The sequence below is a fragment of the Chryseobacterium ginsenosidimutans genome (assembly GCF_039536845.1).
In the GTDB taxonomy this organism is placed as follows: Bacteria; Bacteroidota; Bacteroidia; order Flavobacteriales; family Weeksellaceae; genus Chryseobacterium; species Chryseobacterium ginsenosidimutans_B.
This window is the reverse complement of sequence record NZ_BAAAZJ010000003.1, coordinates 51,186-78,117: the sequence shown is the minus strand read 5'-3', so window position 1 is coordinate 78,117 and position 26,932 is coordinate 51,186. Positions and strand designations below refer to the sequence as shown.

At 33.8% G+C, this 26,932-nt stretch carries 27 protein-coding genes and 1 tRNA gene; 13 read left to right on the top strand and 15 right to left on the bottom strand.

Annotated features, from left to right (window positions below):
* Window positions 1–4: 4 nt before the first annotated feature.
* Both ABD745_RS00495 and ABD745_RS00490 read right to left on the bottom strand, forming a co-directional pair.
* Window positions 5–1,774: a ComEC/Rec2 family competence protein gene (locus ABD745_RS00495; RefSeq protein WP_344823552.1), complete on the bottom strand. Its 1,770-nt coding sequence runs from the start codon at window positions 1,772–1,774 to the stop codon at window positions 5–7.
* Window positions 1,775–1,929: 155 nt separating this feature from the next.
* Window positions 1,930–2,295, bottom strand: coding sequence for a helix-turn-helix domain-containing protein (locus ABD745_RS00490; RefSeq protein ID WP_344823549.1), 366 nt, complete (start codon window positions 2,293–2,295; stop codon window positions 1,930–1,932).
* Window positions 2,296–2,424: 129 nt separating this feature from the next.
* On the opposite strand from ABD745_RS00490, the gene ABD745_RS00485 reads away from it, so the two are divergent.
* Both ABD745_RS00485 and ABD745_RS00480 read left to right on the top strand, forming a co-directional pair.
* Complete coding sequence (locus tag ABD745_RS00485) at window positions 2,425–3,810, top strand: hypothetical protein (protein ID WP_344823546.1); 1,386 nt, start codon at window positions 2,425–2,427, stop codon at window positions 3,808–3,810.
* A gap of 20 nt (window positions 3,811–3,830) precedes the next feature.
* On the top strand, window positions 3,831–4,394 hold the full coding sequence (locus ABD745_RS00480) for a DUF6705 family protein (RefSeq protein ID WP_344823543.1): 564 nt from the start codon (window positions 3,831–3,833) through the stop codon (window positions 4,392–4,394).
* Between the two features lie 92 nt (window positions 4,395–4,486).
* Here the strand turns inward: ABD745_RS00480 and lpxB are convergent, their stop codons facing one another.
* Window positions 4,487–5,590, bottom strand: a complete 1,104-nt coding sequence (gene lpxB, locus ABD745_RS00475; RefSeq protein WP_344823540.1) for a lipid-A-disaccharide synthase — start codon at window positions 5,588–5,590, stop codon at window positions 4,487–4,489.
* 165 nt (window positions 5,591–5,755) lie between these two features.
* Here lpxB and ABD745_RS00470 point away from each other — a divergent pair, with 165 nt between their 5' ends.
* Window positions 5,756–6,265 carry a DUF2480 family protein gene (locus ABD745_RS00470; RefSeq protein ID WP_344823537.1) on the top strand — a complete coding sequence of 170 codons (510 nt, stop codon included), beginning with the start codon at window positions 5,756–5,758 and terminating at the stop codon, window positions 6,263–6,265.
* A gap of 124 nt (window positions 6,266–6,389) precedes the next feature.
* Window positions 6,390–7,049 (top strand): DUF937 domain-containing protein, encoded by a 660-nt coding sequence (locus ABD745_RS00465; RefSeq protein WP_047399309.1) that lies wholly within the window; start codon window positions 6,390–6,392, stop codon window positions 7,047–7,049.
* Window positions 7,050–7,107: 58 nt separating this feature from the next.
* On the opposite strand, the gene ABD745_RS00460 is transcribed toward ABD745_RS00465, so the two are convergent.
* Together ABD745_RS00460 and ABD745_RS00455 are read right to left on the bottom strand one after the other, a co-directional pair.
* On the bottom strand, window positions 7,108–7,227 hold the full coding sequence (locus tag ABD745_RS00460) for a 30S ribosomal protein THX (RefSeq protein WP_344823532.1): 120 nt from the start codon (window positions 7,225–7,227) through the stop codon (window positions 7,108–7,110).
* Window positions 7,228–7,310: 83 nt separating this feature from the next.
* Window positions 7,311–8,705, bottom strand: coding sequence for an MATE family efflux transporter (locus tag ABD745_RS00455; RefSeq protein WP_344823529.1), 1,395 nt, complete (start codon window positions 8,703–8,705; stop codon window positions 7,311–7,313).
* Window positions 8,706–8,863: 158 nt separating this feature from the next.
* Here ABD745_RS00455 and ABD745_RS00450 point away from each other — a divergent pair, with 158 nt between their 5' ends.
* From ABD745_RS00450 to aspS, 4 genes are all read left to right on the top strand, one after another.
* A complete protein-coding gene (locus ABD745_RS00450; protein WP_344823526.1) occupies window positions 8,864–9,460 on the top strand; it encodes a DUF2975 domain-containing protein in 597 nt (198 codons plus the stop codon).
* 3 nt (window positions 9,461–9,463) lie between these two features.
* Entirely contained in the window at window positions 9,464–9,670 is a 207-nt protein-coding gene (locus ABD745_RS00445) for a helix-turn-helix domain-containing protein (RefSeq protein WP_039365153.1), read from the top strand.
* Window positions 9,671–9,802: 132 nt separating this feature from the next.
* Window positions 9,803–11,980, top strand: a complete 2,178-nt coding sequence (locus ABD745_RS00440) for a S41 family peptidase (protein ID WP_344823522.1) — start codon at window positions 9,803–9,805, stop codon at window positions 11,978–11,980.
* A gap of 141 nt (window positions 11,981–12,121) precedes the next feature.
* On the top strand, window positions 12,122–13,876 hold the full coding sequence (gene aspS, locus ABD745_RS00435) for an aspartate--tRNA ligase (RefSeq protein ID WP_344823519.1): 1,755 nt from the start codon (window positions 12,122–12,124) through the stop codon (window positions 13,874–13,876).
* Between the two features lie 102 nt (window positions 13,877–13,978).
* Here the strand turns inward: aspS and ABD745_RS00430 are convergent, their stop codons facing one another.
* Entirely contained in the window at window positions 13,979–14,419 is a 441-nt protein-coding gene (locus tag ABD745_RS00430; protein WP_344823516.1) for a hypothetical protein, read from the bottom strand.
* Window positions 14,420–14,546: 127 nt separating this feature from the next.
* On the opposite strand from ABD745_RS00430, the gene ku reads away from it, so the two are divergent.
* From ku to ligD, 3 genes are all read left to right on the top strand, one after another.
* A complete protein-coding gene (gene ku / locus ABD745_RS00425) occupies window positions 14,547–15,332 on the top strand; it encodes a non-homologous end joining protein Ku (protein WP_344823513.1) in 786 nt (261 codons plus the stop codon).
* The gene (locus ABD745_RS00420) at window positions 15,332–15,931 is read left to right on the top strand and encodes a DNA polymerase ligase N-terminal domain-containing protein (protein ID WP_344823510.1); all 600 of its coding nucleotides are present in this window, start codon (window positions 15,332–15,334) and stop codon (window positions 15,929–15,931) included. The genes ku and ABD745_RS00420 overlap by 1 nt, the downstream gene beginning before the upstream one ends.
* Window positions 15,932–16,011: 80 nt before the next feature.
* Window positions 16,012–17,898, top strand: a complete 1,887-nt coding sequence (gene ligD / locus ABD745_RS00415) for a DNA ligase D (RefSeq protein ID WP_344823507.1) — start codon at window positions 16,012–16,014, stop codon at window positions 17,896–17,898.
* A gap of 93 nt (window positions 17,899–17,991) precedes the next feature.
* Here the strand turns inward: ligD and ABD745_RS00410 are convergent, their stop codons facing one another.
* The 4 genes from ABD745_RS00410 to ABD745_RS00395 all read right to left on the bottom strand — a co-directional run bounded on the left by ABD745_RS00410 (window position 17,992) and on the right by ABD745_RS00395 (window position 20,772).
* Window positions 17,992–18,726: an SDR family NAD(P)-dependent oxidoreductase gene (locus tag ABD745_RS00410; protein ID WP_344823504.1), complete on the bottom strand. Its 735-nt coding sequence runs from the start codon at window positions 18,724–18,726 to the stop codon at window positions 17,992–17,994.
* Window positions 18,727–18,973: 247 nt separating this feature from the next.
* Window positions 18,974–19,342 carry a preprotein translocase subunit YajC gene (gene yajC / locus ABD745_RS00405; protein ID WP_425549775.1) on the bottom strand — a complete coding sequence of 123 codons (369 nt, stop codon included), beginning with the start codon at window positions 19,340–19,342 and terminating at the stop codon, window positions 18,974–18,976.
* Between the two features lies 1 nt (window position 19,343).
* The gene (locus ABD745_RS00400) at window positions 19,344–19,853 is read right to left on the bottom strand and encodes a DUF1573 domain-containing protein (RefSeq protein ID WP_344823501.1); all 510 of its coding nucleotides are present in this window, start codon (window positions 19,851–19,853) and stop codon (window positions 19,344–19,346) included.
* 13 nt (window positions 19,854–19,866) lie between these two features.
* Window positions 19,867–20,772 carry a transcription antitermination protein NusB gene (locus ABD745_RS00395; RefSeq protein WP_344823498.1) on the bottom strand — a complete coding sequence of 302 codons (906 nt, stop codon included), beginning with the start codon at window positions 20,770–20,772 and terminating at the stop codon, window positions 19,867–19,869.
* A 91-nt stretch (window positions 20,773–20,863) separates the two neighbouring features.
* On the opposite strand from ABD745_RS00395, the gene ABD745_RS00390 reads away from it, so the two are divergent.
* Window positions 20,864–22,525 carry an ABC transporter ATP-binding protein gene (locus ABD745_RS00390; protein WP_344823495.1) on the top strand — a complete coding sequence of 554 codons (1,662 nt, stop codon included), beginning with the start codon at window positions 20,864–20,866 and terminating at the stop codon, window positions 22,523–22,525.
* A gap of 99 nt (window positions 22,526–22,624) precedes the next feature.
* The gene (locus ABD745_RS00385) at window positions 22,625–22,960 is read left to right on the top strand and encodes a DUF3276 family protein (protein WP_034701927.1); all 336 of its coding nucleotides are present in this window, start codon (window positions 22,625–22,627) and stop codon (window positions 22,958–22,960) included.
* Between the two features lie 181 nt (window positions 22,961–23,141).
* On the opposite strand, the gene ABD745_RS00380 is transcribed toward ABD745_RS00385, so the two are convergent.
* From ABD745_RS00380 to ABD745_RS00360, 5 genes are all read right to left on the bottom strand, one after another.
* A tRNA-His gene (locus ABD745_RS00380) sits at window positions 23,142–23,217 on the bottom strand.
* A gap of 35 nt (window positions 23,218–23,252) precedes the next feature.
* Window positions 23,253–23,972, bottom strand: a complete 720-nt coding sequence (bshB1, locus tag ABD745_RS00375; protein WP_344823491.1) for a bacillithiol biosynthesis deacetylase BshB1 — start codon at window positions 23,970–23,972, stop codon at window positions 23,253–23,255.
* 81 nt (window positions 23,973–24,053) lie between these two features.
* Window positions 24,054–25,703 (bottom strand): tetratricopeptide repeat protein, encoded by a 1,650-nt coding sequence (locus ABD745_RS00370; RefSeq protein ID WP_344823487.1) that lies wholly within the window; start codon window positions 25,701–25,703, stop codon window positions 24,054–24,056.
* Between the two features lie 95 nt (window positions 25,704–25,798).
* Window positions 25,799–26,671, bottom strand: a complete 873-nt coding sequence (locus ABD745_RS00365) for a PstS family phosphate ABC transporter substrate-binding protein (RefSeq protein WP_344823484.1) — start codon at window positions 26,669–26,671, stop codon at window positions 25,799–25,801.
* The gene (locus ABD745_RS00360) at window positions 26,661–26,858 is read right to left on the bottom strand and encodes a C4-dicarboxylate ABC transporter (protein WP_185100026.1); all 198 of its coding nucleotides are present in this window, start codon (window positions 26,856–26,858) and stop codon (window positions 26,661–26,663) included. Before ABD745_RS00360 ends, ABD745_RS00365 begins: the two co-directional genes overlap by 11 nt.
* Window positions 26,859–26,932 lie beyond the last annotated feature (74 nt).

Sequence of the window (26,932 nt, the reverse complement as noted above, 5' to 3'; positions counted from 1 at the left end):
ACAATTATTCTAAGTTGTAAATTTTGTTCTTATAAACGATCGTTACGGTAGAATCTGGAAAAGTCTTTATTTCAAAATTATTTAATCGTCTTGCAGAACAGTAAGGATTGATAATAAATCGGGTAATTTTCTCTTTGTCTGAATTTTCTTTAATCCAAAAACATGCTTGATTTCCTTTTTTTATCGATAAAACTTTATTCTTAGAAAAATTATGCAGTAAAATTTCTGTTTTCTGATTTTCATAAAAATTAAAACCTACCCTTACAATAAAGAATCCCAAAATTGCCATTGCCAACCTTGCCGAACTTTTAAAGTCGAGTTTTAAAATGGCAAACCTCATCAGATAAGCAATTAGAAATAACGAGAAAACTTCAGAAAGATTCATTGGGATGTTTTCAAAAAACAAAGTATTAAAATCTGCAAACCAATGAATGACTTTCAATAATATTTGAATAATGAAATCGTAAACCTTATTTATTAATCCAAAATCAAGCTTAAAAGCAATTAAAGTGGTCATTAAAAACGAAAAAACAATGATAGTTTCAGAAAACGGAACAATAAAAAAATTAGCTATAATTGAAATAAAAGAAAACTGATGAAAATAATACAGAACTAATGGAAGTGTCGCTAATTGAGCAGAAACCGATATCGAAATCGTGTTGAAAATTAACTTTTTAAACCAATTATCCTGTCGTGGGAAATAATTTAAAATCGGCTGATTCAACCAGAAAATTCCAAGAACTGCAAGAAAGCTCAATTGAAAACCTACATCAAAAATCTGCCGGGTATCAAAAATTAAAATAATAAAAGCTGATAATGCCAAAGAATGTAACAAATCGGGTTTTCTTTGAAGCAATACATAGATAAAATACACCGTTAACATGATACTGGAACGAACAACCGAACTTCCAAAACCAATAAAACTTGTAAAAAACCAGATGAAAATTAAGCTCGAAATAATTGCATATTTTCTAAATTTTAATGGTAAAATTTTAATCAATAAAAAATAAAACAATCCAAAAATCACAACAATATGCGTTCCCGAAATTGCCAGGAAATGCACCAATCCAGACCTATTAAAATCCTGAACAGTTTGCGAATCAATTTCCGTACGGTCGGCGAGAATAATTCCTTTTAGAAACTCTCTTGATTGAAAAGAGATTTCCGTTTTATCAATATTTTGAAGTACTTCCACTCTTTTTTGCAAAAATTTTTCGTTAAAACTAAGATCATTTCTTTCTGCAAAAGAAATCTCACCATTTATATAACATTGGTATTCAATATGTTTTCGTTTCAGATATTTCGCATAGTCAAACTGAAAATTATATTGTGGAGATTCCGGTTTTGAAATATAAGTTTCAGCTTTATAAAAATAATTAAAATCCAGTTCTTTGTCACCTTTCGGAACATATAAAATGGCATTAAAGCTTTCTTTTCCTACTTGAGCAACTGCTTCATACTTTTTATTTTTCTCATTGGAATTCAGCTTCCTGGAAATTTTGAAAACAATCGTTTCATTTTTAGAAAAAGAAATATTCTGAGGAGAAAAAGAATTAAAAAAATGCAGAACAACTCCGATTCCGAAAAACATCAAACCCAGCAAATACGGTTTTGTTTTATGTAAAAAATAGCTTTTGAAAAACGTGGAAATTAAGATAACGAAACAAGCTCCGACAATCGGATAAATAAATTTTTCATCCAAAGAAAACCCATCCTGGAAGAAAATCCCAATGATAAAGCAAATGACAAGAATAAGAAGCGGTTGTTTATTCAATTCCAAAATTTGTGTGATCCAAAAATATCTATTATGATAAAAATTTGCAAATCAATATCTTGAAATTTTCAAAAACAGGCTCAATCCTTCGTAGAAAAGAAAAATCGTAGAAAATTTTTCTACGATTCTTTATAATTGGTTTAAATTTTTAAGTTTTATTTTTTCAGAAGTGCTTCAATTAATTTATTTTGAGATTCCATTAATTTTGCCATCTGTTCCTGGTTTTTTAATAAGCTTTCTATTAATTCCGGTGATTGCATATTAACAGTACCATTAACAAGGTTAACATCTGCCTCAATCTTTTCTATATGGTTGTAATTTGTGAATTTTTCTTCAAACAATTCATTCATATCGATTTCCAATTCTTTTGCAATTCCACTTAACAATAAAGAATTAGGAACACTTTTATCTGATTCTATATTCGAAATCGTACTTTGTGTAACATCTAAACGTAAAGCTAAATCGTCCTGAGATAATCTTTTTGCTTCTCTAAATTGTCTCACCTTTGTTCCTAAACTCATAATATTAAAATTTTAATCAAAAATATTAAAATATTGATGATGTTGAGAAAAAATTTATTTTAGTTTTGTCCTGATCATATATAGATCGAATTTTTTTATATATTTAACCCATAAAACAAACAAATGATTATGACGAAAAAATTTATTTCGTGGCTGTCGTTCATGGCAGTCTTTTTCTGTCTTTATTCCTGCAAACAGGAGCTTCTTTCAACAGAAGATTCCAACTCTGTAAATAGAACAAAAATAGAATGGATTAGCAAAAGCCAGATCGAGCAAAACCCAAACCTGTCCGGAAAATTACAGAGTCTTTCTAAAAAAGATCCGAAATCCGATATCAGAAAGATCTATACGGATCAGGAAAACGGCTTCACGATCGATACCGAACGTGCTCTTCTTATGGAAGATGAAAAAAGAAAGAAAACATACACCTTCAAAATTGATAGAGAAATAAACGGAGCACTGGCACTGGAAAATCTTGTCCTTACGGAATCCGGCAACGGATATTTTGATGCAGCTATCATAAAATATGCGCCCCAATTATTAAACAGCAAGCAGAATCTTACCAATGAGCAGGTAAATCAGTACATCACGATCGATTATCTTGGGAAGAAATCTTCTGCAGAGATTTTTTCAAAGATACAGACCTGCTATACTACTGTACAGCAGCAAATGTATGTTCCGGGTAGTACATGTGCATCAAGCGATCATCACCAGTACGGTGATTCGTCTTGCCAGCTGAGCGGATGGCAGGCTGCAAGCCCCGGATATTGGACGACGAGCTATACTTTCATAATGTATTCCTGTGATGACGGAATGCCGGGAGGAGGCTTTGTAACAATTCCCACCGGAGGCGGTGGAGGAGATCCTAACAGCTCGGGATTAGATGATCTTTGTGTACAATTAGAATCTACTAGTCTTGGTATTGCGGACAAGATTACTGATCTAAAAGGCAAGGTAACCTTAAAAACGGAAACAGGATATATAGAAAAAACTGATGGTAGTTTCGACTATAAAGACATTGCAGCAACAAACTCAAATTCTAATTCACTTACGTTAGGTGATCCTACCGCGGATATGACGGGCTATTTGCATACCCATGTTAATGATTTTGAAGATTCTGAGGGAAGAATGAGAATTGGCTTTAAAATATTTTCCCCTGCAGATGTTATTTATTTTAACCAGATGGTTGGTCTTGCACAACAGAATGGTATTCCGTTAAATAGCATTTATGCCGTCATGGTTTCAGCTAATGTGAACTATCAGATACGTTTTACAGGAAATGTGAATCAGATAAAAACGATGTATACCAACACAAAAGAACAGTATAATGAGATGTATCTAAATTATTTTAAAGCAAATTCTAAAGCATCTAATGAACTAAATTTTCTTAAATTTATCGATGAACAAATGTATGTGAAAGGCATTACCTTAGTTAAAATGAATAGTAACGGAACTTTTACGAAAAAAACATTGAATGCTGATAAAACCCAAGTAATTGACACAGATTGTCCTTAATTTTAAATACAAATAATATTATGAAAAATAAAATAATTTACACTTTCTTATTTTTAACAACAATTCTTTCATGCAAAGCTCAGACAATATCTTTAGATCAACTTTCCCAGTGTGAAAACAAACCTGATTGTCCTGATTATATTTATCTTAAAGACACCAATAATCGCCTAGATAAATTTGTAGGAGTTTGGAAAGGGACTTATACAGATGGTCGGACTTATGAATTTCATTTTACTAAGAAAGAAAACAATTATACATTTGGCAAATATTGGGATATAATTAAGGGACGTTTATTAATTAAAACCCCAAATGGTCAAGAATTAGCCAATACACTTTCTGCTTCTGACGATAATACATTATTTGGAGGTTTCATATTTGATAAAAATCTTATAAGATATCAAATGTATTATTCCGGCAATGCAGAATGTAATGATAAGGGATATGTTTATCTTTCTATAGATCCTAACAATATTAACCAGATGAAACTGTATTTTATGCAGGATATGGATATTATCGCAAGTTGTCCTAATGGTTATAAAACGGTGATACCGGATGCAAAAACACTGACATTAACAAAACAATAAGTAAGAGCCTCTAAAATTTATGATATTTCCGTAAAAGAACAATTTAAAATAAGTACAAAAAAGACTGCTTGTTATTGGGCAGTCTTATATTTTTACACCTTCAAAATCACCTCCGCCGCATTTTCACTCGCTCCTTTTCCTCCAAGCTTTTCCCGCAACAATTCGTAATCTTTCAAAAGCTGGGATCTTTTTTTGCCTTCCAGAACCTTTTTCAATTCTTCAACGAGGTTTTTAGTATTCAGATCATTTTGGATTAATTCCTTTACGACTTCTCTGTCCATTATCAAATTTACGAGAGAAATATATTTGATATTTTTAACCAGTCTTTTCGCAATAGCGTAGGAAACCTTACTTCCTCGATAGCAAACCACTTCGGGAATTTTCAATAAAGCGGTTTCCAAAGTTGCAGTTCCGGAAGTTACTAAAGCTGCCTTTGAACACCTCAGCAAATCATAGGTCTTATTGGAAACAAAATGCACATTATCATCGACATAACTTTGATAAAATTCTTTAGGAAGACTTGGAGCTCCGGCAATCACAAACTGATATTCCTTAAAATAAGGTCTCACGGAAAGCATTATTTCCAGCATTTTTTCAACTTCCTGTTTTCTGGAGCCCGGTAATAATGCAATAATTTCTTTATCGTTTAAACCATTTTCTGCTTTAAAATTTTCAACAGAAATATCCTTAAGTGTCGAAATCGCATCCAACAACGGATGTCCTACAAAATGCGAATGAACACCATGTTTTTTATAGAAATCTTCCTCAAACGGAAGAATCACCATCATTTCATCAACATACTTTTTGATGATTTCCACTCTACCCTCTTTCCAGGCCCAAAGTTGTGGAGAAATGTAATAAACGACTTTTATGCCCAGTCCTTTAGCGAATTTTGCAATCCTTAAATTGAATCCCGGGTAATCAACCAGAATCAAAACATCCGGTCTGTTATTTTTTATATCTTCTTTACAAAATTTAATATTATTCAGGATGGTTCGCAGATTTTTGGCAACTTCCAAAAATCCCATAAAAGCCAGATCACGGTAATGTTTCACTAATGTTCCGCCTTGTGCAGCCATCAGATCACCACCCCAAAATCTGAATTCTGCGTTGGGATCTTTGTGTTGTAAAGCTTTCATTAAATTACTTCCGTGCAGGTCTCCGGATGCTTCTCCAGCAATAATATAATACTTCATTTCTTCTGAAATCTTTTATTTTTTTAATGCCATCAGTAACCTCCTTTTAAATTTTTACTTTACCGACAAGCGTAAGTTATGGGAGGTTTCTATAACAGGAATAGAGAACAAATAAGACGTTGTACGATCTTAATTTGTAAATTTGTTCAAAGATAATGATAAAAAATGTCAGAAGAATTTGAAATCCGAAATAAAGTTGCAGAAAGCGGTCTTATCAATTTTGATCTTACAGACCTTATTCCTAAAGGGGTAAGAAAAGGGATCGACCTTAAAGATTTTCTTTTTATGGAAATGATCTTAAAAGAGAAAGATTTCCGCGAAAAAGTAGCAGCTATTGATGTTGAAGAATATCGTGATACTTATGTTTATATTTACAATTCAGCGGATGCAATCGTTCCGTTGTGGGCATATTTTTTAATCACCGCCAGACTTACCGAGGTAACTAAAAAGATCGTTTTCGGAAACCGCGAAGATTTGGAAGTAATCTTAATGCACAATGCTGTTCAAACGCATGATTTTGAGGAAATGAGAGGTAAAAGAGTTTTGGTAAAAGGCTGTTCAGATAAAGAAATTCCCGAAAACGCTTATATTGAACTGGTAGAGCAATTAAAACCGATCGTAAAGTCTTTAATGTTCGGGGAAGCTTGCTCAAACGTTCCTATTTTGAAAAATTAAGCATTAAAAATCAACAACTTATAGAAAACAACAAAATTTCTTTCAAATTTTAATTAAAAAAAATTATTGGGGAATATTTTTTGATAACTTTGGTGTACTTTAACAATTAAAATAAACACAAACTATGAGTTTAATTGACCTACTTACAGGTAACACCGGCAATCAGGTTGCTGAACAGGCTGAGAACAAATTCGGGATCAGCAGAAATCAGGTTATTGCGCTACTTGCCGTAGCTGCACCGTTAATTATTTCGTACCTTAGGAACAAGTCACAGGATTCCAACGAAGCTGAAGCGCTGAACAATGCTTTAGATAAAGATCACGACGGAAGTATTCTGGATGATGTTTCTCAGGCAGATGCAAGACAGACAGAAGGAGGATCAATTCTAAGCCACATTTTTGGTGGGGACAAACAAAATGTAGAAAACCAGTTATCTCAAAACACAGGAATTTCTATTGACAAGATCGGTCCGATTTTATCAATGTTAGCTCCGGTTATCATGGGATATATCGGAAGAGAAAAACAACAGAATAATGTTGGAGCAGGAGGTTTAGGAGATCTTTTGGGAGGAATTCTCGGAAATGCCTCTAATCAGGCTCAAGCTCAGCAATCAAGCCCACTAAATGATATTTTAGGAAGTGTTCTTGGAGGAGGGCAGTCTCAATCTTCAGGCAATCCTTTGAATGATATTCTGGGAAGCGTTCTTGGTGGCGGAGGTCAGCAGAAGCAACAAGGCGGAGGCGGACTTGGAGATATTCTTGGAAGCTTTTTAGGCGGAAAATAATTTAATTTGTAATAACAAAAAAGACCGGAGATTAATTTCTTTGGTCTTTTTTATTTTATTACGCTTTAGGTTTCTCTGAGGATGCTACAAAAGATTTTGAAGCTTTTCTCGGCCTCTTTTTACCGTAGCTCCCTGAATTGATTTTGCCTTTTCTTGATTTTTTGTCGCCTTTTCCCATAATGATAAATTTTGTTGATTTTAGCTAATTTAGGAAATATGCATTAGAATTCAATCAATTATGATGTTAAAATTTATATAAAGCTAAACTTTCACGGTTTTCCATTTCCCTCTTTTAAACAAGATAAAAGCAACAATCGTAATTAAGGTTTCCGCGGCTGGAATTGATATAAACACACCTTTCGGACCCATCTCTAAATATTTTGAAAGAAAATAAGCCAACGGAATCTGAAACAGCCAAAACCCGAAAAGATTCACCCAAGTCGGTGTCCATGTATCTCCCGCCCCATTGAAGGCATTAATCATCACCATTCCGATTCCATAGAAAATAAATCCTACAGCCATTATATGTAATGCATTGGTTGCAATATTTTTAATTTCAATTTCATTCGTGAAAAACCCGACTAGAAAATCACCCATAAAAAAGAAAATTACACTTACTGTCACCATAAAAATTACATTATATTTTATAGTTTTCATGACAGACTGTTCGGCTCTCAACATTTCGTTAGCTCCCATGTTTTGTCCGACTAATGTTGATGCAGCGCCACTCAATCCCCAAGCTGGAAGCATAAAGAACATCATTAATCGTAAAGCCGTCTGATATCCGGCAGAAGCATTTTCCCCGCCTGTTGTGGCAACCAGTTGAGCAAGGAAGATCCAACTGCAGGAAGCAATGACAAACTGAAAAATTCCTGGAGTTGCAATTTTTATGATTGATTTTATTAAGTCGAATTTTGGTTTGAAATACTTTAACTGAATTCTCACCTGCGTATCTGCAATCAAAAGATGGTACAACTGGTAAATTACCCCAATACTTCTTCCGATCGTCGTTGCTAGCGCCGCTCCCGTTAAACCCATCGCCGGAATCGGACCAAAACCTTTAATTAAAACCGGACAAAGAATAATGTTGGCAATATTGGCAATCCAAAGAGATTTCATAGCGATTGCAGCATTTCCCGCTCCCCTGAAAATCCCGTTGATTAAGAATAAAAGCATGATAATAACACTGCTTCCCATCATAATTCTTGTAAAATCTTTCCCGAAAGCTGCTGCTTCAGGTTTAGAACCCATCAGAATCAACATATCTTCGGCATAAATCACTCCGAATAAGCTTAAAATAAAAGTAACAACAAAAGAAACCAATAAAACCTGCGCTGCACTTCTGGAAGCCTGCTCAGGATTTTTCTCTCCGATTCTTCTGGCTACTAAAGCCGTTGCCGCCATACTCATTCCGATCGCAATAGAATACATGACAGAAAGCACAGATTCCGTCAAACCAACCGTCTGAATCGCAAAACCACTTTCTTTCAAATGTCCTACAAAATATAAATCTACTAATGCAAATACAGATTCCATCGCCATTTCCAGCATCATAGGAATCGCCAGAAGAAGCACTGCACTTCTTATGCTTACTTTCGTGTAGTCGACATCTTCTCCGCTTAAAGCTTTCTTAATAAATTTTATATACTTAGACATTTGTGTCATTTTAGTTTACAGCAAAAGTATTAATTCAAAAATGATTCAAACTTGGCATATGAAAAGTTTTGGAAAATAAGTGAAAATAAAAATTTCGATAAAATTATATCGTAAAACAATAATTAATTATATATTTGCAATAATAAAATAGTAAACACATGAAAATTATCGGAAAAAATTCTGTTTCTCAGTACATCAGTTATCTTCTTTTATTGCTGGCTGTTCTTTTTGCAATTCAACTTATTTATATCATGATTGGCTTTACCGTTTCTTTTTATAATTTTAAAACAGGAAACAATATCCTTTCAGATTTTTTTATCATCGGAACAGATGTCGGCTGGTCGAAAAATGAATGGACACAACAGGTAGATCACATGATGAAATTTAAATTTTTTGTTCCTTTTACCGAGCAGAATGTTCTTACTGGCATGTTTAATTTAGGAAGTGTCTTAAATCATATTTTTGGAGCAATTTTTATAACGTTGTTTTTTTACATCAGTTATAAATTTTTAAAAGAAATCAGTAAAGAAAACGTATTTAATGCCAATGCTTTACTTTGGCTGAAAAGATTCGGATGGCTTAATATTATTTATACTGCAGTTACATTGGCTACAGTTCCTTTTACTACAAAGAATATATTTGCAGTAACATATTCTGTTATCATATTCTTATTTTTCGGAGCATTAATATTATTCATTGTCGAATTCTTCAAAAAAGGACTGGAACTTCAGGAACAAGTAGATCTAACAATTTAAACTATGCCAATAATAATCAACGTAGACGTCATGTTGGCGAAAAGGAAAATGCAGTCGCAGGAACTTGCCGAAAAAATAGGCATCACGCAAGCCAATCTTTCAATTTTAAAGACAGGAAAAGCCAAAGCGGTAAAACTTTCAACATTGGAAGCTATCTGCAAAGCACTGGATTGTCAACCCGGAGACATCCTTGAGTACGTGAAAGATTAAGACTCTTTAAGAATTTTACTTAAAATAATCTGTTAAAATTCTATCTGAACATTATAAATTACCTTAAAACCTAAATCATACACCATAAACAACAGATCTAACTCATTAGATTTGGAAAAAATTTAGTTAATCATGAAAAGTTATTTCATAATCCCATTAGCACTTTTGGGCATGACTTCTTTTGCCCAAAACAAAATCGAAAATCTTAATTTCGAAAGTACTGAAAACAATCTTCCAAAAATCTGGAAAATCATTGGAGACAACTCTGCAAAGGTATTTACAGACACCAAAGAAAAACAGGAAGGAACAACATCAATTCTGATCGATGCCACAGAAAATGGTTTCAAAGGATTAATGTACACGCTGCCAAAAAATTACGTCGGTAAAAAAATAACACTTTCCGGCTACATCAAAACTGAAGATGTTTCTGACGGTTTTGCAGGACTCTGGCTGAGAATTGATCCCGAAATTGGCTTTGACAATATGAATAAGCAAGGATTAAAAGGAACAAACGACTGGAAAAAATATGAAATAACCCTTGAAATGTCACCCCAAAAAACAGACAAAATAGTTTTCGGAGCATTGTTAACCGGAAAAGGAAAAATGTGGGTAGACAACCTGAAAATCACCGTTGATGGAAAAGATATTGAAAATGCCAAAATCTTCGAACAGAAAATAAACAAAGTAAATTCAGATAAAGAATTTGATAACGGCTCTAAGATCGCAAATATTAGTCTGGATAAAAATAATTTAGAAAACATTAAAAGCCTTGGTTTAATTTGGGGTTATCTTAAATATTATCATCCAAGTGTTGCAGAAGGCAATTACAACTGGGATTACGAACTGTTCAGAATTTATCCGAAAATTACAGGGGTTTCTGCAGATCAAAGAGATAAAATTCTGTCTGACTGGATTAAAAGTTTAGGAGAATTTCAAACTGTAAAAAATTCTGAGCCAAAAGACATTAAAATAAAACCGGATCTTGACTGGATAACAAATTCAGGTTTCTCAAAAGAACTGACGGATCAGCTTTTAAGACTTAAAGATGCCAAAAGACCGAAAACAAATTATTATGCAGACTTCTTCGAAGGTGTCAAAAATCCTGATTTTAAGAATGAAAATGCTTACAAAAACATGAGCTATCCTGATGAGGGCTTCCGTCTGTTGTCATTGTACAGATATTGGAATATCATTCAGTATTATTTCCCTTATAAAAACCTTATCGATGAAGACTGGAAAGGAGTTTTAACAGAATTTATTCCAAAATTTATCAATGCAAAAGACGAAACGGAATACACTCTTGCCTCATTAGAAATTATCGCGAGAATTCATGACACTCACGCCGGAGTTTGGGAGAACAACAAAGCTCTTACAAAATATTTCGGTGAAAGGTATTCTCCGGTAAAATTAACTTTTGCAGAAAACAAAGCGGTTGTCAATGATTTTTACAATAATGATTTAGGCAGGGAAAGCGGACTTCAAAAAGGAGATATCATTACAGAGATCAATGGTGAAACCGTAGAAAACATTATCAAAAATAGATTAAAGTACACTCCTGCTTCAAATTATCCGACTCAGTTAAGAAATATTTCTTACAACCTTTTAAACAGCAATTCTGAAACGATAGACATTAAGTTTTCAAGAAACGGAAAAGAAGAAAGTAAAACGATAAAAACATATACATTTCCTCAGCTTAATTATAAAAAAGAAGAAAAAGATTTCTTCAAAATGCTCGATCATAATGTGGCTTATGTTTACATGGGAAGCGTCGATTCTAAAAAACTTGATGAAACTTTTAAGCAAATTAAAAATACAAAAGGACTTGTCATTGATTTCAGAAGTTATCCTTCAGATTTTGTGACTTTCAAAATGGGAAGATTATTAAAACCCAACTTAACAGAATTTGTAAAATTTACAAACACTGATAACAGTCAGCCAGGACTTTTCACTTTTACTCCAACCCAAAAAATTCCCGGAGAAGGAAAAAGCTCTTACCAGGGAAAAATCGCGATTTTAATAAATGAAACCACTCAAAGTAGTGCAGAATTTCATACAATGGCTTTCAGAACAGCACCTAATGCAAAAGTTTTCGGATCGACAACTGCAGGAGCGGACGGAAATGTTTCGGATATAAAACTTCCCGGAAATATTTCAACCATGATCAGCGGAATCGGCGTTTATTATCCCGACGGAAAAGAAACCCAAAGAATAGGAATTGTTCCTGATTTGGAAGTAAAACCAACTATTGACGGAATCAAAAATAACAAAGACGAAGTCATGGAAAAAGCAATTGACTGGATCAAAAGCTAATTTTAGAATTCAATTATATCAAAAAACTTCCGAAAGGGAGTTTTTTTGTTTTAAAAACTTTCAAAAACCTTATCTTTGCCAACGAAAAATTAGGCGCATAAAAGTCTAATATCTAAAGTTTAATATAAACATCTAAAACAAATGTTTCGATCGCACACAAACGGAGAATTATCTCTTCAACATCTTAATGAAGAAGTTACACTTTCAGGATGGGTACAAACCATTCGTGATAAAGGATTTATGATTTGGATAGATCTTCGGGATCGTTACGGAATTACTCAGTTGGTTTTCGATCAGGACCGTTCTTCAGCGGAACTGATGGAAAATGCAAAGAAATTGGGACGTGAATTTGTGATTCAGGTGACAGGAAAAGTTATCGAAAGAGTTAGCAAAAATCCTAATATTCCAACGGGAGAAATTGAAATTTTAGTTGAAAAATTAGAAATTCTTAATGAATCACAGCTTCCACCTTTCACCATTGAAGACGAAACGGACGGTGGTGAAGAATTAAGAATGAAATACCGTTATCTGGATATCAGAAGAGCCCCGGTAAGAGATAAATTGATCTTCCGTCACAAAATGGCACAGAAAGTGAGAAACTATCTTTCAGACGAAGGATTTATCGAGGTTGAAACTCCGGTTTTAATCAAATCTACTCCGGAAGGAGCAAGAGACTTCGTTGTACCGAGCAGAATGAATCCCGGACAATTTTACGCATTACCACAGTCTCCGCAGACTTTCAAACAATTATTGATGGTTGGTGGAATGGATAAATATTTCCAGATCGTGAAATGTTTCCGTGACGAAGATTTAAGAGCCGACAGACAGCCGGAATTTACACAAATCGACTGCGAAATGGCTTTTGTAGAGCAGGAAGATGTGATGAATGTTTTTGAAGGAATGACCAAAACATTAATTAAAGACATTACAGGTCAGGAATTCGGAGCGTTCCCAAGAATGACGTTCGCCGATGCAATGCAGAAATACGGAAACGACAAACCGGATATCCGTTTTGGAATGGAGTTCGTGGAATTGAATGAATTAGTAAAAGGAAAAGATTTCAAAATATTTGATGATGCAGAATTGGTTGTCGGAATCAATGTTGAAGGATGTGCAGATTATACAAGAAAACAGATCGACGAGCTTGTAGATTGGGTGAAAAGACCTCAAATCGGCGCATCAGGAATGGTTTGGGTTAAATTCCAGAATGATGGGGTGAAAACTTCTTCTGTCAATAAATTCTATAACGAGGAAGATTTATCAAAAATCATCGAGAAATTCGGAGCGAAAGAAGGAGATCTAATGTTAATTCTTTCAGGAAACGAGCACAAGGTAAGAACTCAGCTTTCAGCTTTGAGAATGGAGCTTGGAAACCGTTTGGGATTAAGAAAAGGAGACGTTTTCGCACCACTTTGGGTTGTTGACTTTCCTTTATTGGAATTTGATGAAGAAAGCGGACGTTATCACGCAATGCACCACCCTTTCACCTCTCCAAAACCGGAAGATATTCATTTACTGGAAACCGATCCGGGAAAAGCAAGAGCCAACGCTTACGATATGGTGTTGAATGGAAATGAAATCGGCGGCGGTTCTATCAGAATTTTTGATAAAGATTTACAGTCAAGAATGTTTGACTTATTAGGATTCTCAAAAGAAGAAGCAGAAGCTCAGTTCGGATTCCTTATGAATGCCTTCAAATACGGAGCACCTCCTCACGGTGGTTTGGCTTTCGGATTTGACCGTTTGGTAGCAATTCTTGACGGAAACGAAGTGATCAGAGATTATATCGCTTTCCCTAAGAATAATTCAGGGCGTGATGTGATGATCGATGCTCCGGCTGCAATTGCTGACGAACAGCTCGATGAATTGGAATTGAAATTAAATTTAAAAGCATAAATTAGAAGCGGAGATTTTTTCTCCGCTTTTTTATTAATTATCAAGTTTAAACCTTTAGATATGTTTCTCAATAACAAAAATTGTATGCCAATATATTTGCAATTATCTGACTGATACTATTAATTCTTCTATATTTAATTCCAAATTTGATTGTAGAATATCATTCATAAGGAAAAAATTAGTCTCATTATATTTATTAGTTTTTAGTTTTTTAAATAATTTATTAATGTTAGATAAATCATCATTAGAAAACTGAGCAAAAGTATTATAAATTGAATTCTTAATTTCTTCAAACTTTATAACTTTATCTATATTTGCAATGGCTTGTTGAGTTCTTGTTTCATTCCAATTATTTCTCGCTGCAGTTTGATATATTCTAGTTCTACAATACTCATGAACATACTTATCAAAATCTGCAATTTTAATCAGATTATCAATTAAGATCTTGTTATCATTTGTTGGTTTTAGAGCTGCTGGAGCAGTTTGTGCTAAACCAAAAGAAAAAACACAAAAAGCGAACGTAATAAAAATTTGTTTTCTCATAGCATTTGTATTTAAAATAATTGTTTTCTAAATTTAATAAAAATAACATAATTTTATCAAACCAAATAGAATATTATTTTAATTCAACGGCACAATCATTGCAAGTTCTTACACAAAACGTAAGACAATGAAAGCAATTTGGAACGGTGCCATTGGCTTTGGTTTAGTCAATATTCCTGTGAAGATCTATTCTGCCACGGAAACCAGTAAATTGGATTTGGATATGCTTGATAAGTCCGATTTTTCGAATATCAAATTCAAAAGAGTCAACGAAAAAACAGGTAAAGAAGTAAAATGGGAAAACATTGTGAAAGGTTATCTCATGGATGATAAATACATCATTCTCGATGAAGAAGATTATGAAGCCGCAAGTCCTGAAAAAAGCAAAATTCTTTCTATCGATCAATTTGTAAAAGAAGTTGAGGTCGATTCCGTTTATTTTGAAAATCCTTATTTCCTCGAGCCTCAGAAAAATGGGGAAAATGCTTACAGGCTTTTGTTAAAAGCTTTGTCAGAAACAAAAATGGTCGGTGTCGGAACTTTTGTCCTTCGTGAAAGTGAAGCTATCGGAATGATTCGACCTTACAATGATGAGGTTTTAGTTTTAAATCGATTGAGATTTGCCCAGGAGATCAGAGATTATAAAGATTTAAAAATCCCCGAAAAAAAAGCACCGAAACCCGCCGAACTCAAAATGGCGGTAAGTCTTATCGAACAGCTTTCCCAAGAGTTTGACCCCGAAATGTATAAGGATACTTATGCTGAAGCTTTGTTGAAAATCATTAAACAAAAAGCGAAAGGCAAAGGCGTAAAAGCGAAAAAAGCCGAACCTGCAAAAGAAGGCAAAGTGATCGATTTAATGGCTCAATTAAAAGCAAGTTTACAAAGTCCGAAATCTAAAAATGCATCGTAATGGCTCTTAAAGATTATAACGAAAAACGTAAGTTCGACGAAACCACCGAACCCAAAGGTAAAACAAAAAAGAGTAAAGACCAACTTATTTTTGTGATTCAAAGACATGCCGCATCGCGTCTTCACTATGATTTCAGGTTAGAAATGGAAGGTGTTTTGAAAAGCTGGGCAGTTCCGAAAGGTCCGTCGCTGGATCCTAAAGACAAACGTCTGGCGATGATGGTGGAAGATCATCCTTACGACTATAAAGATTTTGAAGGAAATATTCCGGAAGGAAATTATGGAGCCGGACAAGTGGAAGTCTGGGACAGTGGAACTTACGAACCTTTGGACGAAACCAGCAAACTTTCGAATGAAAAAGAACTGTTGAAAGAATTAAAAGCTGGTTCATTAAAATTCATTTTACACGGCAAAAAACTGAAAGGTGAGTTTGCTTTAGTTAAAATGAAAAATGCAGAAAACAACGCCTGGTTACTAATTAAACATAAAGATGATTTTGCAGAAGAAAAATACGATGCAGAAGAAAATACCTCAAAAAATTCTCAGGTCACCAAATTTTTAGAGGAAAAAAAAAGTCTAAAAAGCAGCAAAAAGAAGTAATAACTGCAGAAACAAAGCCTAAATTTCAACGATTCAATTCATTAGTTGACGAAAAAAAATTAGAGAACTTCATTAAACCAATGCTTGCCAAATCTTTTGAAAAAGCATTTGATGATGAAGACTGGATTTTTGAAATAAAATGGGACGGTTACCGTGCTGTTGTCGATCTCAGCAATGAAAAACCTCTATTCTACTCCAGAAATGGAATCTCTTTTTTATCAAAATTTGACAAAGTTTCGCAAGATTTTGACCAGCAGAAACATAAAATGATTCTCGATGGAGAAATTGTAGCTTACGACGAAAACGGAAGACCTAATTTTCAATTATTACAGCAAATCGGAGACAATCTTGATTTAGTTTTGACTTATCAGGTTTTTGATATTTTGTGGCTCAATGGTCATTCTACGGAAGAACTTCCCTTAATTCAACGGAAAGAACTGTTAAAAGAAGCTTTGATTGAAACTGATGTCATCAAATATTGCGATCATATTCCGGAAAAAGGAATAGATTTTTTTAATCAAATGAAAAAAATACAGTTGGAGGGAATGATCGCCAAAAAATCAGACAGTCTTTATATTGAAAATCACAGAAGCTCAGATTGGTTGAAAATAAAATTTACCAATACTGAAGAAGCTATTATTTGTGGATTTACTGAACCGCGCGGTTCGAGAGAAGGTTTCGGAGCATTGATTTTAGGAAAGTATACAAATGGAAAGTTAATTTATTCCGGACATACAGGAACAGGTTTTAATAAAGAATCATTGAATCTGCTTCATGAAAGGCTGAAAAAATTAGTTACAAAAACTTCCCCGTTTGAAACCATTCCTAAAACGAATATGCCCGTAACGTGGACAAAACCTGAGTTGGTCTGTGAAATAAAATACTCTGAAATTACCAAAGACGGAATTTTCCGGCATCCAGTTTTTGTTGCGATCCGTGAAGATAAAAATCCTGAAGAAATTGCAGATTCGACGAATAAAATGAGCCAAATTAACGAAAAACCTAAAGAAATGAAAGCCAAAACACCATTAAAAAAGACTTCAACTTCCGAAAAAGAAGAGGAAATCACTTTAGACAAACACCAAGTAAAGCTGACCAATCAGGATAAAATTTATTTTCCGAAAGATGAGATTACAAAAGGTGATGTGATCGAATACTATCAATCTGTTTCAAGTTATATTCTGCCCCACTTAAAAAACCGTCCATTGTCATTAAACCGCTTCCCAAATGGAATTGAGGAGCAAAGCTTTTATCAGAAAGATGCAAGTGACAATATTCCCGATTGGATTAAAACTACACAGGTTTATTCGGAATCTAATGATAAATACATCGATTATATTTACTGTAATGACAAGGCAACTTTGGCTTATCTGAATAATTTAGGCTGTATCGACCTGAATCCTTGGAACTCTTCTCTTCCTGATTTGGAGCATCCTGATTTTATGGTTTTAGACCTTGATCCTTCGAAGAAAAATAGTTTCGATGATGTGATTGAAACCGCTTTGCAGGTGAATGAGGTTTTAAATTCAATTAAAATTAAAGGCTACTGTAAAACTTCTGGAAGTACGGGAATTCACATTTATATTCCGATGGGTGGAAAATATGATTTTGACCAAGTAAAAGATTTTGCTCATATTTTGATGAAACAAGTCAATGAAAAACTCCCGAAAATCACCACTTTAGAAAGAAGTTTACAAAAAAGAGACGACAAGAAAATCTATCTCGATTATCTTCAAAACAGAACCGGACAAACATTGGCGAGTGCTTACAGTTTAAGACCAAAAGAAGGCGCTTCTGTCTCTATGCCTTTGGAATGGGAAGAATTAAAGCCAGGTTTGAAACCAACTGATTTTAATATTCATAATGCTTTGGAAAGAATTAAAGAAAAAGGTGATTTGTTTAAACCTGTTTTGGGTAAAGGAATTGATATGATGAAGGCGTTGGAATTGTTGCAGAGAAATGGATAATATTTTTAACGTAAAGAACACAAGTTTTTGACAAACTATATGTTTTAAGTTTAAAGGCGTTTCACTCAGCAAAGAAAAATTGATTGTTAAAAATTAAGGTAATTTCGCCACCAAACTCTCCGGCAACATTTTCAAAATCAAATAAATAATTTTCCATTTAAAATTCGGAACAATGGTGAAAAAATTTCCGGCATTGACAATATGTTTTGCTACATAATCAGGTTCCATGATTAAAGATTCATTCAATTGTAATCCTTCGTTAATTTTTGTTCTGATATAACCGATTACTAAAGCATTGACTTTAATATTTCTTGAAACCAGTTCCTGTCTCAAGCCAGCTAAATATGTTGTAAAAGCCGCTTTTGTACTTCCATAAACAAAATTACTTTTTCTACCTCTTACCCCGGAAAGTGAAGAAAGCCCGATGATTCTTTCTAAATTTTTATTGCTTTCATCCATTGCAATGATATTCAGAATGGAAACTGCTCCCATATAATTGGTGATCATCATTTGTTGAGCACCCTTAAAATCTCTCAAAGCTTTTTCATTATCAACTAAAAAACCAGCTGCGTAAACTGTGATATGAGGTTTTATTGGAAGTTCGTTATAAAATTTTTGATGTGAATCAAAATCTGCCGCGTCAAAATATAAAACCGTGATTTTTGATTGATCTACATTATTGGAAACTATAAAATTTCCCAATGATTTTGTATTTCGGGAAGCTGCAATAATAGAAAACCCCTTTAATAAATATTGTAAAATAGATTGTTTCGCAACATCAGAATTGGCGCCTAAAATGAGGACGGTTTTGTTTGTGTTTTGATTCATGCAACAAAGATATTTTTTAAACACAAATTTCACAAATGTTTTCACGAATAACACAATTAATCTTAAATACGTAAAATTGAACATTTTTCGTTTGTCATTCCGTAGGAATCCAAACAATTATGGTTAATTACATTGTATAGATTCCTACAGAATGACAAACAGGAGTGGATAATGATATTGTTATAAAAAAGATTCGGCGCGGTGAGCTTTGCTCACCGCGCCGATTTGAATATTTTAAAACTAAAAATTATTTATTTTCAGTTTCGATTTCTTTTTTGTCTGTTTTTTCTGCTGTTTTTGCTTTATCTCCAAAACGGTTTTCTGTAAATTCTCTCGAAACAGCTGCTTTTTCAAACTTTAGTTTTCCTGATAATGTTTCAATAACGAATCCATCATCCTGAACCTGAGCAATTCTTCCGTGAAGACCAGAAGTAAGGACTACTCTAGTTCCTACTTTCAAAGTTTCCTGAAAGTTTTTCTCTTGTTTTGCTTTTTTCTGTTGAGGCCTTATCATTAAGAAATAAAAACCTACAAACATTACCCCCATCATGATAAGCATCATTGGAGATGACCCTCCACCCGGAGCTGCCTGTAAAAAGATTGATAATAGAGTCATGTTATGGTTGAATATTTGCCGTGAATGTTAATTTTATAGGAGCCTTTTCTACGTTAGCAAAAACATCCGCATATTTATCTACGTTTCCGTCGAAGTTTGAAGAATCAAAATGTAATGTTATTTTACCTTTTTTACCCGGCATAATCGGTTCTTTTGTAAAATCCGGAACAGTACATCCACATCCAGGTTTTACTTCAGAAATTACTAAGGGGTTAGTTCCTGTATTTGTAATTTCATAAATGTGCTGTACCTTATCTCCTTTTTTAACGTTTCCGAAATCGAAATTGCTTTCAGAAAGAGCGATTGTAGTTGATGGCTGGTTTGAAACCGGAGCTGCAGCTGATGTTTCAGCTGAAATCGGCGCAGCAGTAGAATCTCCTGAAGTTGCAGCAGCTGTAGGATCTGTAGAAACAGCAGTTTCTGTACCCGGAACTGATTTGTTTTCTTTTTTACAAGAAACCAAACCAAAGCCTATGATAGACAAAGCGATAATTGATAATGTCTTTTTCATATTTAAAAATATTTTATATTCTATTTAAATCTTTACAATATTTATCCAAAATCCCGTTAATGAAGATATTTGATCTGTCGGTTGCAAAAACTTTTGCAATCTCGATATATTCATTAATAATAACTCTTGAAGGTGTAAAAGGAAAGTTGTCCAGCTCCGCGATTGCTGTTGATAAAATTACTTTATCCATTAGTGAAACTCTTTCCAGATCCCAGTTTTCCAGTCTTTCTGAAAGTTTCTTTTCATTGTCTTCCCAACCGTCCAAAGTATTTCTCAAAAGCTTCATAGCGAAGGTTTTATCCTCATCATCTTTAATCATTTTAATTAAAGTTCTGCTTTCTTCATTTTCTTTCAGGAAACCAATCGTTTTTTGAACCATTGAATTGGCAATGTGCATATCATCATACCAGGAAAGTTCTTTATCGCTAAGATAATCATGAAAATCATCATTTTCAGCAATATATCTTAGGTACAATTTCCCGATGAATTTCTGATCTTCTTCAAAAGAATATCCTTCTTCTTTCATGAAATCCTGATAACGTTTCCCCGCAGACATTCTTTGGAAAGTTTTAACCAGCAAATCATCATGCAAATCCCATTTCAACTGTTTGTGCTGTCCTGTAAAAAATAATCTCTCAGGATTTTCTTCCAGTTTAATTAAAACCTGATTGTTGATGAATTTTTGGTTAGGGTTAATGTTGGCTTCGGTTTTAATGTACTTATTTTTACCAATCTCAATTTGATTTTCTGCCAATTCCTTAAGAGAAACCAAAAAATTAAGTTGATAAATGTATAGATTATAGATTTTCTCTATTCCAGAAAACATATTTTTCTCTAATACATCAAATTTTACAGGATTCTGGTAGTATGAATACACAGTCTGTACCACTTTTTCACGGATTTGTCGTCTTCCTAACATTCAAAGAGCTTTTTTATGGGTGCAAAGATACAAAATTTAAAATTGATGAAATTCGTAATCTGCTCACATTTTCGTAATTTTGTAAAAGTTTATGAAAGCGTTAAAAACCCTAAACCCCTATTTCTGGAAGCACAAAATATTATTATTTTGGGGGGTATTATTCATCATCACAAGCAATTTTTTCAATATATATAAAGTTCAGTTTGTAGGAAAATCAGTCGACGAACTTACAAAGAACGGTAATCTTGGTTTTAACAAACAGGTTTTAATATATGTTGCCATTATTGTGGGTTGTTCATTATTAACAGGATTCTTTACATTTATGATGCGCCAGACAATTATCGTAGCATCAAGAAGAATTGAATATGAACTTAAAAATAAAATCTACAGACATTATCAGGATTTATCTTTAACAGATTATAAGCAAACAACAATCGGAGATTTGATGAACAGATTAAGTGAAGATGTTGTAGCAGTAAGAATGTATTTAGGACCCGGAGTAATGTATGTTGCGAATTTGATCGTTCTGGTTGTTATCACCGCAATTTATATGGTGAAAACGGATGCATCAATGACACTTTGGACCTTGCTGCCTCTTCCAATTTTATCATATGCTATTTATAAGGTAAGTTCAATCATTAATAAAAAGTCGAAGATTATGCAGAAAAGCCAGTCTGCGATTTCAACTTTTGTACAGGACAGTTTTTCGGGTATTCGTGTGGTAAAATTTTTCGCTAAAGAAAATTATATCAAAAAGAATTATGGCGCAAAAGTAACCGATTATCAAAATAAGGCTCTTGATTTAGCGAAAACGGAGGCATATTTCTTTACCATTATTATATTCGTAATCGGATTGTTGAACGTTGCCATTATTTGGATTGGCGGTCAAAAATACATTAACGGACAGCTAAGTATTGGTAAAATCGCAGACTTCTTCATGTATATCAATACTTTGATCTTCCCTTTCTCAATGGTAGGCTGGGTAACTTCCGTTAATCAAAGAGCAGAAGCTTCAATGCAGAGGATTAATGAATTTATGGATAAGAAATCTGAAATTGTTAATAAAAACTTTGAAAACTATCCTATTAAGGGAGATATTGAGTTCAGAAACGTTTCTTACGTTTATCCAAATACAGGAATCAGAGCTTTAGATAATTTAAGCTTTACATTAAAAGCAGGAGAATCTTTAGCCATTATGGGAAAAACCGGAAGCGGAAAATCTACAATAGCATTGCTCCTTTGTCGTTTAATTGATCCGACTGAAGGAGAAATTTTAATCGACGGGGTAAATCTTAAAGAGCATAATTTAGAAAATTACAGAAATTTTATAGGATATATTCCACAAGAAAGTTACCTCTTCTCCGACTCTATCGAAAATAACATCGGCTTTGCAATCGACAAACCTACTCACGGAAAAGTAGTTGAATATGCCAGAATCGCAGACGTTGATAAAAACATCATTGAGTTTAAAGAACAGTATAATACAATGGTTGGTGAACGCGGGGTAATGCTTTCGGGAGGTCAAAAGCAAAGAATTTGCATCGCAAGAGCCTTAATTAAAGATCCAAACATTATCATTTTCGATGATTCCCTGTCAGCTTTGGATACAGAAACCGAGCAGAATATCCTGGAAAATATAGATAGAAAAATCCACAACGCAACCTCTATAATCATCACGCACAGAGAGTCTAGCGCTCAGAGAGCCGATAAAATACTTAACCTTACTGAAATTACCAATTCCGTAACCGCATAGCATATTCATTCACAAATGTTAAATAAATCATAAAAAAAATTTTGTGATTAAAAGAAAACTTTTATATTTGTTCTTAACAAGATTAAAAAATATCTAACAATGAGTGAATACAAGGAACGCCATGAAAATGAAATTTTCACGAAGGTGTTAAAAGCAGGGAGAAGAACTTATTTCTTTGATGTGCGCGAGACGAAAGCAGGAGATTATTATCTTACGATTACAGAAAGTAAGAAAAATTTCGGAGAGAATGGAGAAGCAACATTCGAGAAACACAAAATTTACCTTTACAAGGAAGATTTTAAAAGTTTTCAGGAGATGTTTAATGAATCCACAGATTTCATCATTAACGAAAAGGGTGAGGATGTAATATCAGAGAAGCATGACAAAGACTTCAAAAGCAAATCTTTTACAATAGATTCTGACGACGAAGTTTAAAAAAAGAATAATTCTAAAAACACAAGCATCTGAAAAACGATGCTTTTTTTTATGCCCGACAGCCAGATAATTATAAATTTAAATAAAATAATTTAAATTTATTTGATGATTTTGCCTGATAAATAGACTCTTAAAATGGTATAAAATAAAAAAGTACACTTCTGAAAAGTGTACTTTTATAGGGTGAATGAGGGGTCTCGAACCCCCGACCTTCGGAACCACAATCCGACGCTCTAACCAACTGAGCTACAATCACCGTTTTGTGAGTGCAAATATAGGGAAGATTTTTTAATTACCAAACAATTCCATCAAAATTTTTCATCGCAATTAACTTCTCAGACGTAAATCCCTCAGCATAAGTCACTCCCGAAAGTCTTCCTAAATCCTGAGCACGATATGTCAAGCTTTCATAAAAGTCTCTTGATGTAATTGGAGTTTCCGGTTCTTTAGAAGTTGGATCATAAAACTGGGTTTTGAAAGCCATACAAGCTGCAATTTTCTTGTCAAGATGCTCTGATATGTCAATCACAAATTCCGGATTGATATTTTTCCACTGAATATAATGGAAAATCTGCTTCGGTCTCCACACTTCCTGATTTTCTCCATCCAAAACTGTTTCAATTTTCCTTAAACCAGCTAAAAAGCACGCATCTGACACTAATTTTGCTCCTTTTGCATGATCCGGATGTCTGTCATCAACCGCATTGGCTAAAACGATTTCTGGCCTGTATTTGCGAATCATTTTTACGATCCTCATTTGATATTCTTCTGAATTCTCAAGAAAGCCATCTTTCATTCCAAGATTTTCCCGTGCAACAACACCTAATATTTTTGCTGAATCTGACGCTTCCACTTTTCTTATTTCATCCGATCCTCTTGTTCCGAGTTCCCCTTTTGTAAGATCTACAATCGCACATATTTTTCCTTCCGAAACCATTTTGGCAATTGTTCCTCCACAACCTAATTCTACATCGTCAGGATGAGCACCAAATGCAAGTATATCTGTTTTCATATTTTCAAAGATAAGATTTAAACAAAAACTTCCCAAACATTACGAATGGGAAGTTTTAATATTTATAATTTAAACTTTGAATTATTTATTGATCTCTGCGTTCAATTTTACAGCATCCTGATAAGTCGGATCCAACTGAACAGATTTAGCTACATAATCCTTAGCTTTAGCTACATCAGAATCTTTAGATAAATAAGCTACTGCGAAGTAAGCATATGCCAAAGTCTGCTTATTGGCATCCACTTCAGCAGGTTTTACCGTACTGATATATTTTTCGTAAGATATTTTCGCAGCATCATTGTTTCCAGCCTGCTGATAAGAATATCCTAAACTGTAATAAGCAGGAGCCCAATCCGGAAGAATTGTACTCATTTTCTGCCATGTCTGGATTGCTCCATTCCAATTTTTAACATCTTGATAAGCTGTTGCTAACTTGAATAAAGAATCTGTATCCTGAGCATTTGCAGCTACTTTTTGTTTTAAAGCATCAATCGCAGGGTTGCTTGGTCCGGCATCTACATCAGCCTGAGAAGCTCCTCCTCCAGCAATTTTAGCCAGTTCCATATCCCATTTCATTGTTTCGTCTTTTGCTCCTTTTGCAATTGCAATTTTTTGCTGAGCTTCAGCTGTTAAAGCAGATTTCTTAGCCGCATCAGTTTCTGTTTTAGCCAATCCAGCTGCGATCAAACCTTGAAGACCCTGATCTGCAGGCTGTACTCTTGACTTTTCAGCCTGGGAAACGAAACTATCCATATTCTGTTTAGCTTCAGCATATTTTCCGTCAGCAAATAATTGATAAGCTCTTAATTTAAACTTAATAGGATCATTAATTTTATCAAAGATTTTATCTAAAACCTGCTTAGAGTTTGCGTAATCTTCATTTGTAAAATAAAGTTTAGCAATTTCTAATTGTGTATATGGATCTTCATCAGCATATTTTGTATAGTTGATAAGATCTTGAGTTGCTTTTGCATTCTGCTGATATCTGATGTCATATGCAGCCAACGCTTTGTAAGCAGGCGCATAAGACGGATCTGTTGAGATCGCTTTTTCGATACTTGTCTTAGCTTGTTGCCACTGTTGAGCAGCCATCCACAAAGTACCGATTCTTGTATAAACAGAAGCCTTGTTTTTAGCTAAAGGAAGTGCTTTATCATAAGCTGACATTGCATCTCCAGGCATTCTCTTCAATCTGTAAGCATCACCTAAAGTATAGTAGTAATGAGCAGGAACTTCTTTTTTCGCAGCTCTTTCAATAGCTTTATTCAAGAATTGAATTGCTAAGTCTGGAGAGTTATTTTTTTCGAATAATGTTAAAGCTTCAGCAGCTCTGAACAATACTTCAGCATCTTTTTCTTTTGAATCAGTTACAATTTTCTGAATTTCAGCAATTGCATTTTTATCACCTTTTCCAAGTTTTACAGTAGCCAAGCCTAATTTGTTCAAATAGCTTTTGCTATCTGCCGCAAGACCTTTGTTAAAACTATCTGTAGCTGCTGCAAAATCCGGTTCACCTTGCTTTAAAAATGTATTTCCTAAGTAGAAATAATTTTCAGCAGTCGGAGCCGAAGCAATCATGTTCGTAAAATTAGTTTTTGCTTGAGCAAATTTATCACTATCAATGCTGTTAATACCATCCTGTACTGTCTGCGCAAAGGCAAAGTTGGTAAAAAACACCACAGCTGCTCCAAAAGCAATCTTCTTTACATTCATATTCATTATATCTTTCATTTTATATTTTCTAATCTAAATTCGATTTATACTATACACAATTTTCAGACCAAAATAATATTTTTATTTCGGGTAAAAGGTTAATTTAATACTTTTTAACGCATTTGAACTTCTCTTCTGTACATATTGTATGGTTGCAACCCTTCCTTTTGTACGATCATTTGCCCCAATTGTGTACAAGAATATCTTATAAAACCATTGGCTATATTAAAATTTCCTTCGTTTGTTAAAAAGTACAGAACTCTTGTAAAAGGATAATCCATTGTGCGTAGATTTTCAAAATCGGTGTTATACAATTTTCCTTTATATTCCACAGGAAGAATTTTTACCATGCTTTTTAGCTGTTCAGACTCTTTATCATAAGGACGACTAAATGTATTAAGACCAATAACTCCGATTTTATCCGGATATTTATTTAGTTCTTCAATGATATTTTTACTTCCCGGAATTATTGAAAATTTTAAATCTTTCGGTTGTTTTTTAAGTTTCTGGGCAACGAAATTTAAGTTACTTGAATTAGCTCCATCAAAGATAAATTCTTTATTATCAGACTGCATTCCCTGTGAAATTTCTTCCATAGAGATGCTTTCTTTCGGAGAATCTTTCGGAACGATGAAAACAACAGCATCTGCTGCGAATTTTGAGGGTAAAAACTTAAGATCAACCTGTTCTTCATAAGTTTTAATTTCTTCCGGAGATAATTCTTTAGACATTACAATAATTCTCGCTTTATCTTTTAATAAATCAAGAAAACCCAAATCTTCTTTTTTTGTAACAACTTTAATTTTTGTTTCGGGGTAATTAATCATATATCCTTCTGCTAAAGCTTCTGTGACGCCTTTAAAAGATTCATCCGTAAGAATTGTCATTTCTCCTTTGTGATATGACGGAGATAGGTCTTCCTTTTTGCAGCTTACTGCTATAATACTAATAAAAAATAGCACTATAATTTTAATACTATTCTTCATTTCCTGAACTTTTAATTTTTGAAATCGCTCTATAAATCCTAAAGATACCGTAAAGAATAAGAAGAGCACCCATTGCGTAAGCTACGCCCGGCTCCAGAATCGTAAAAAAGAATTTATAGTAAATCACTACAATTCCTAAAACGATATAAAACAATCCCGTAACTAGGGATAACCAATTGAACATCATATAACAAAAATACCAAAAAAAATAAAAAGAGAAGCATATGCTTCTCTTTTTTAATTATTATTTAAAGATAAATA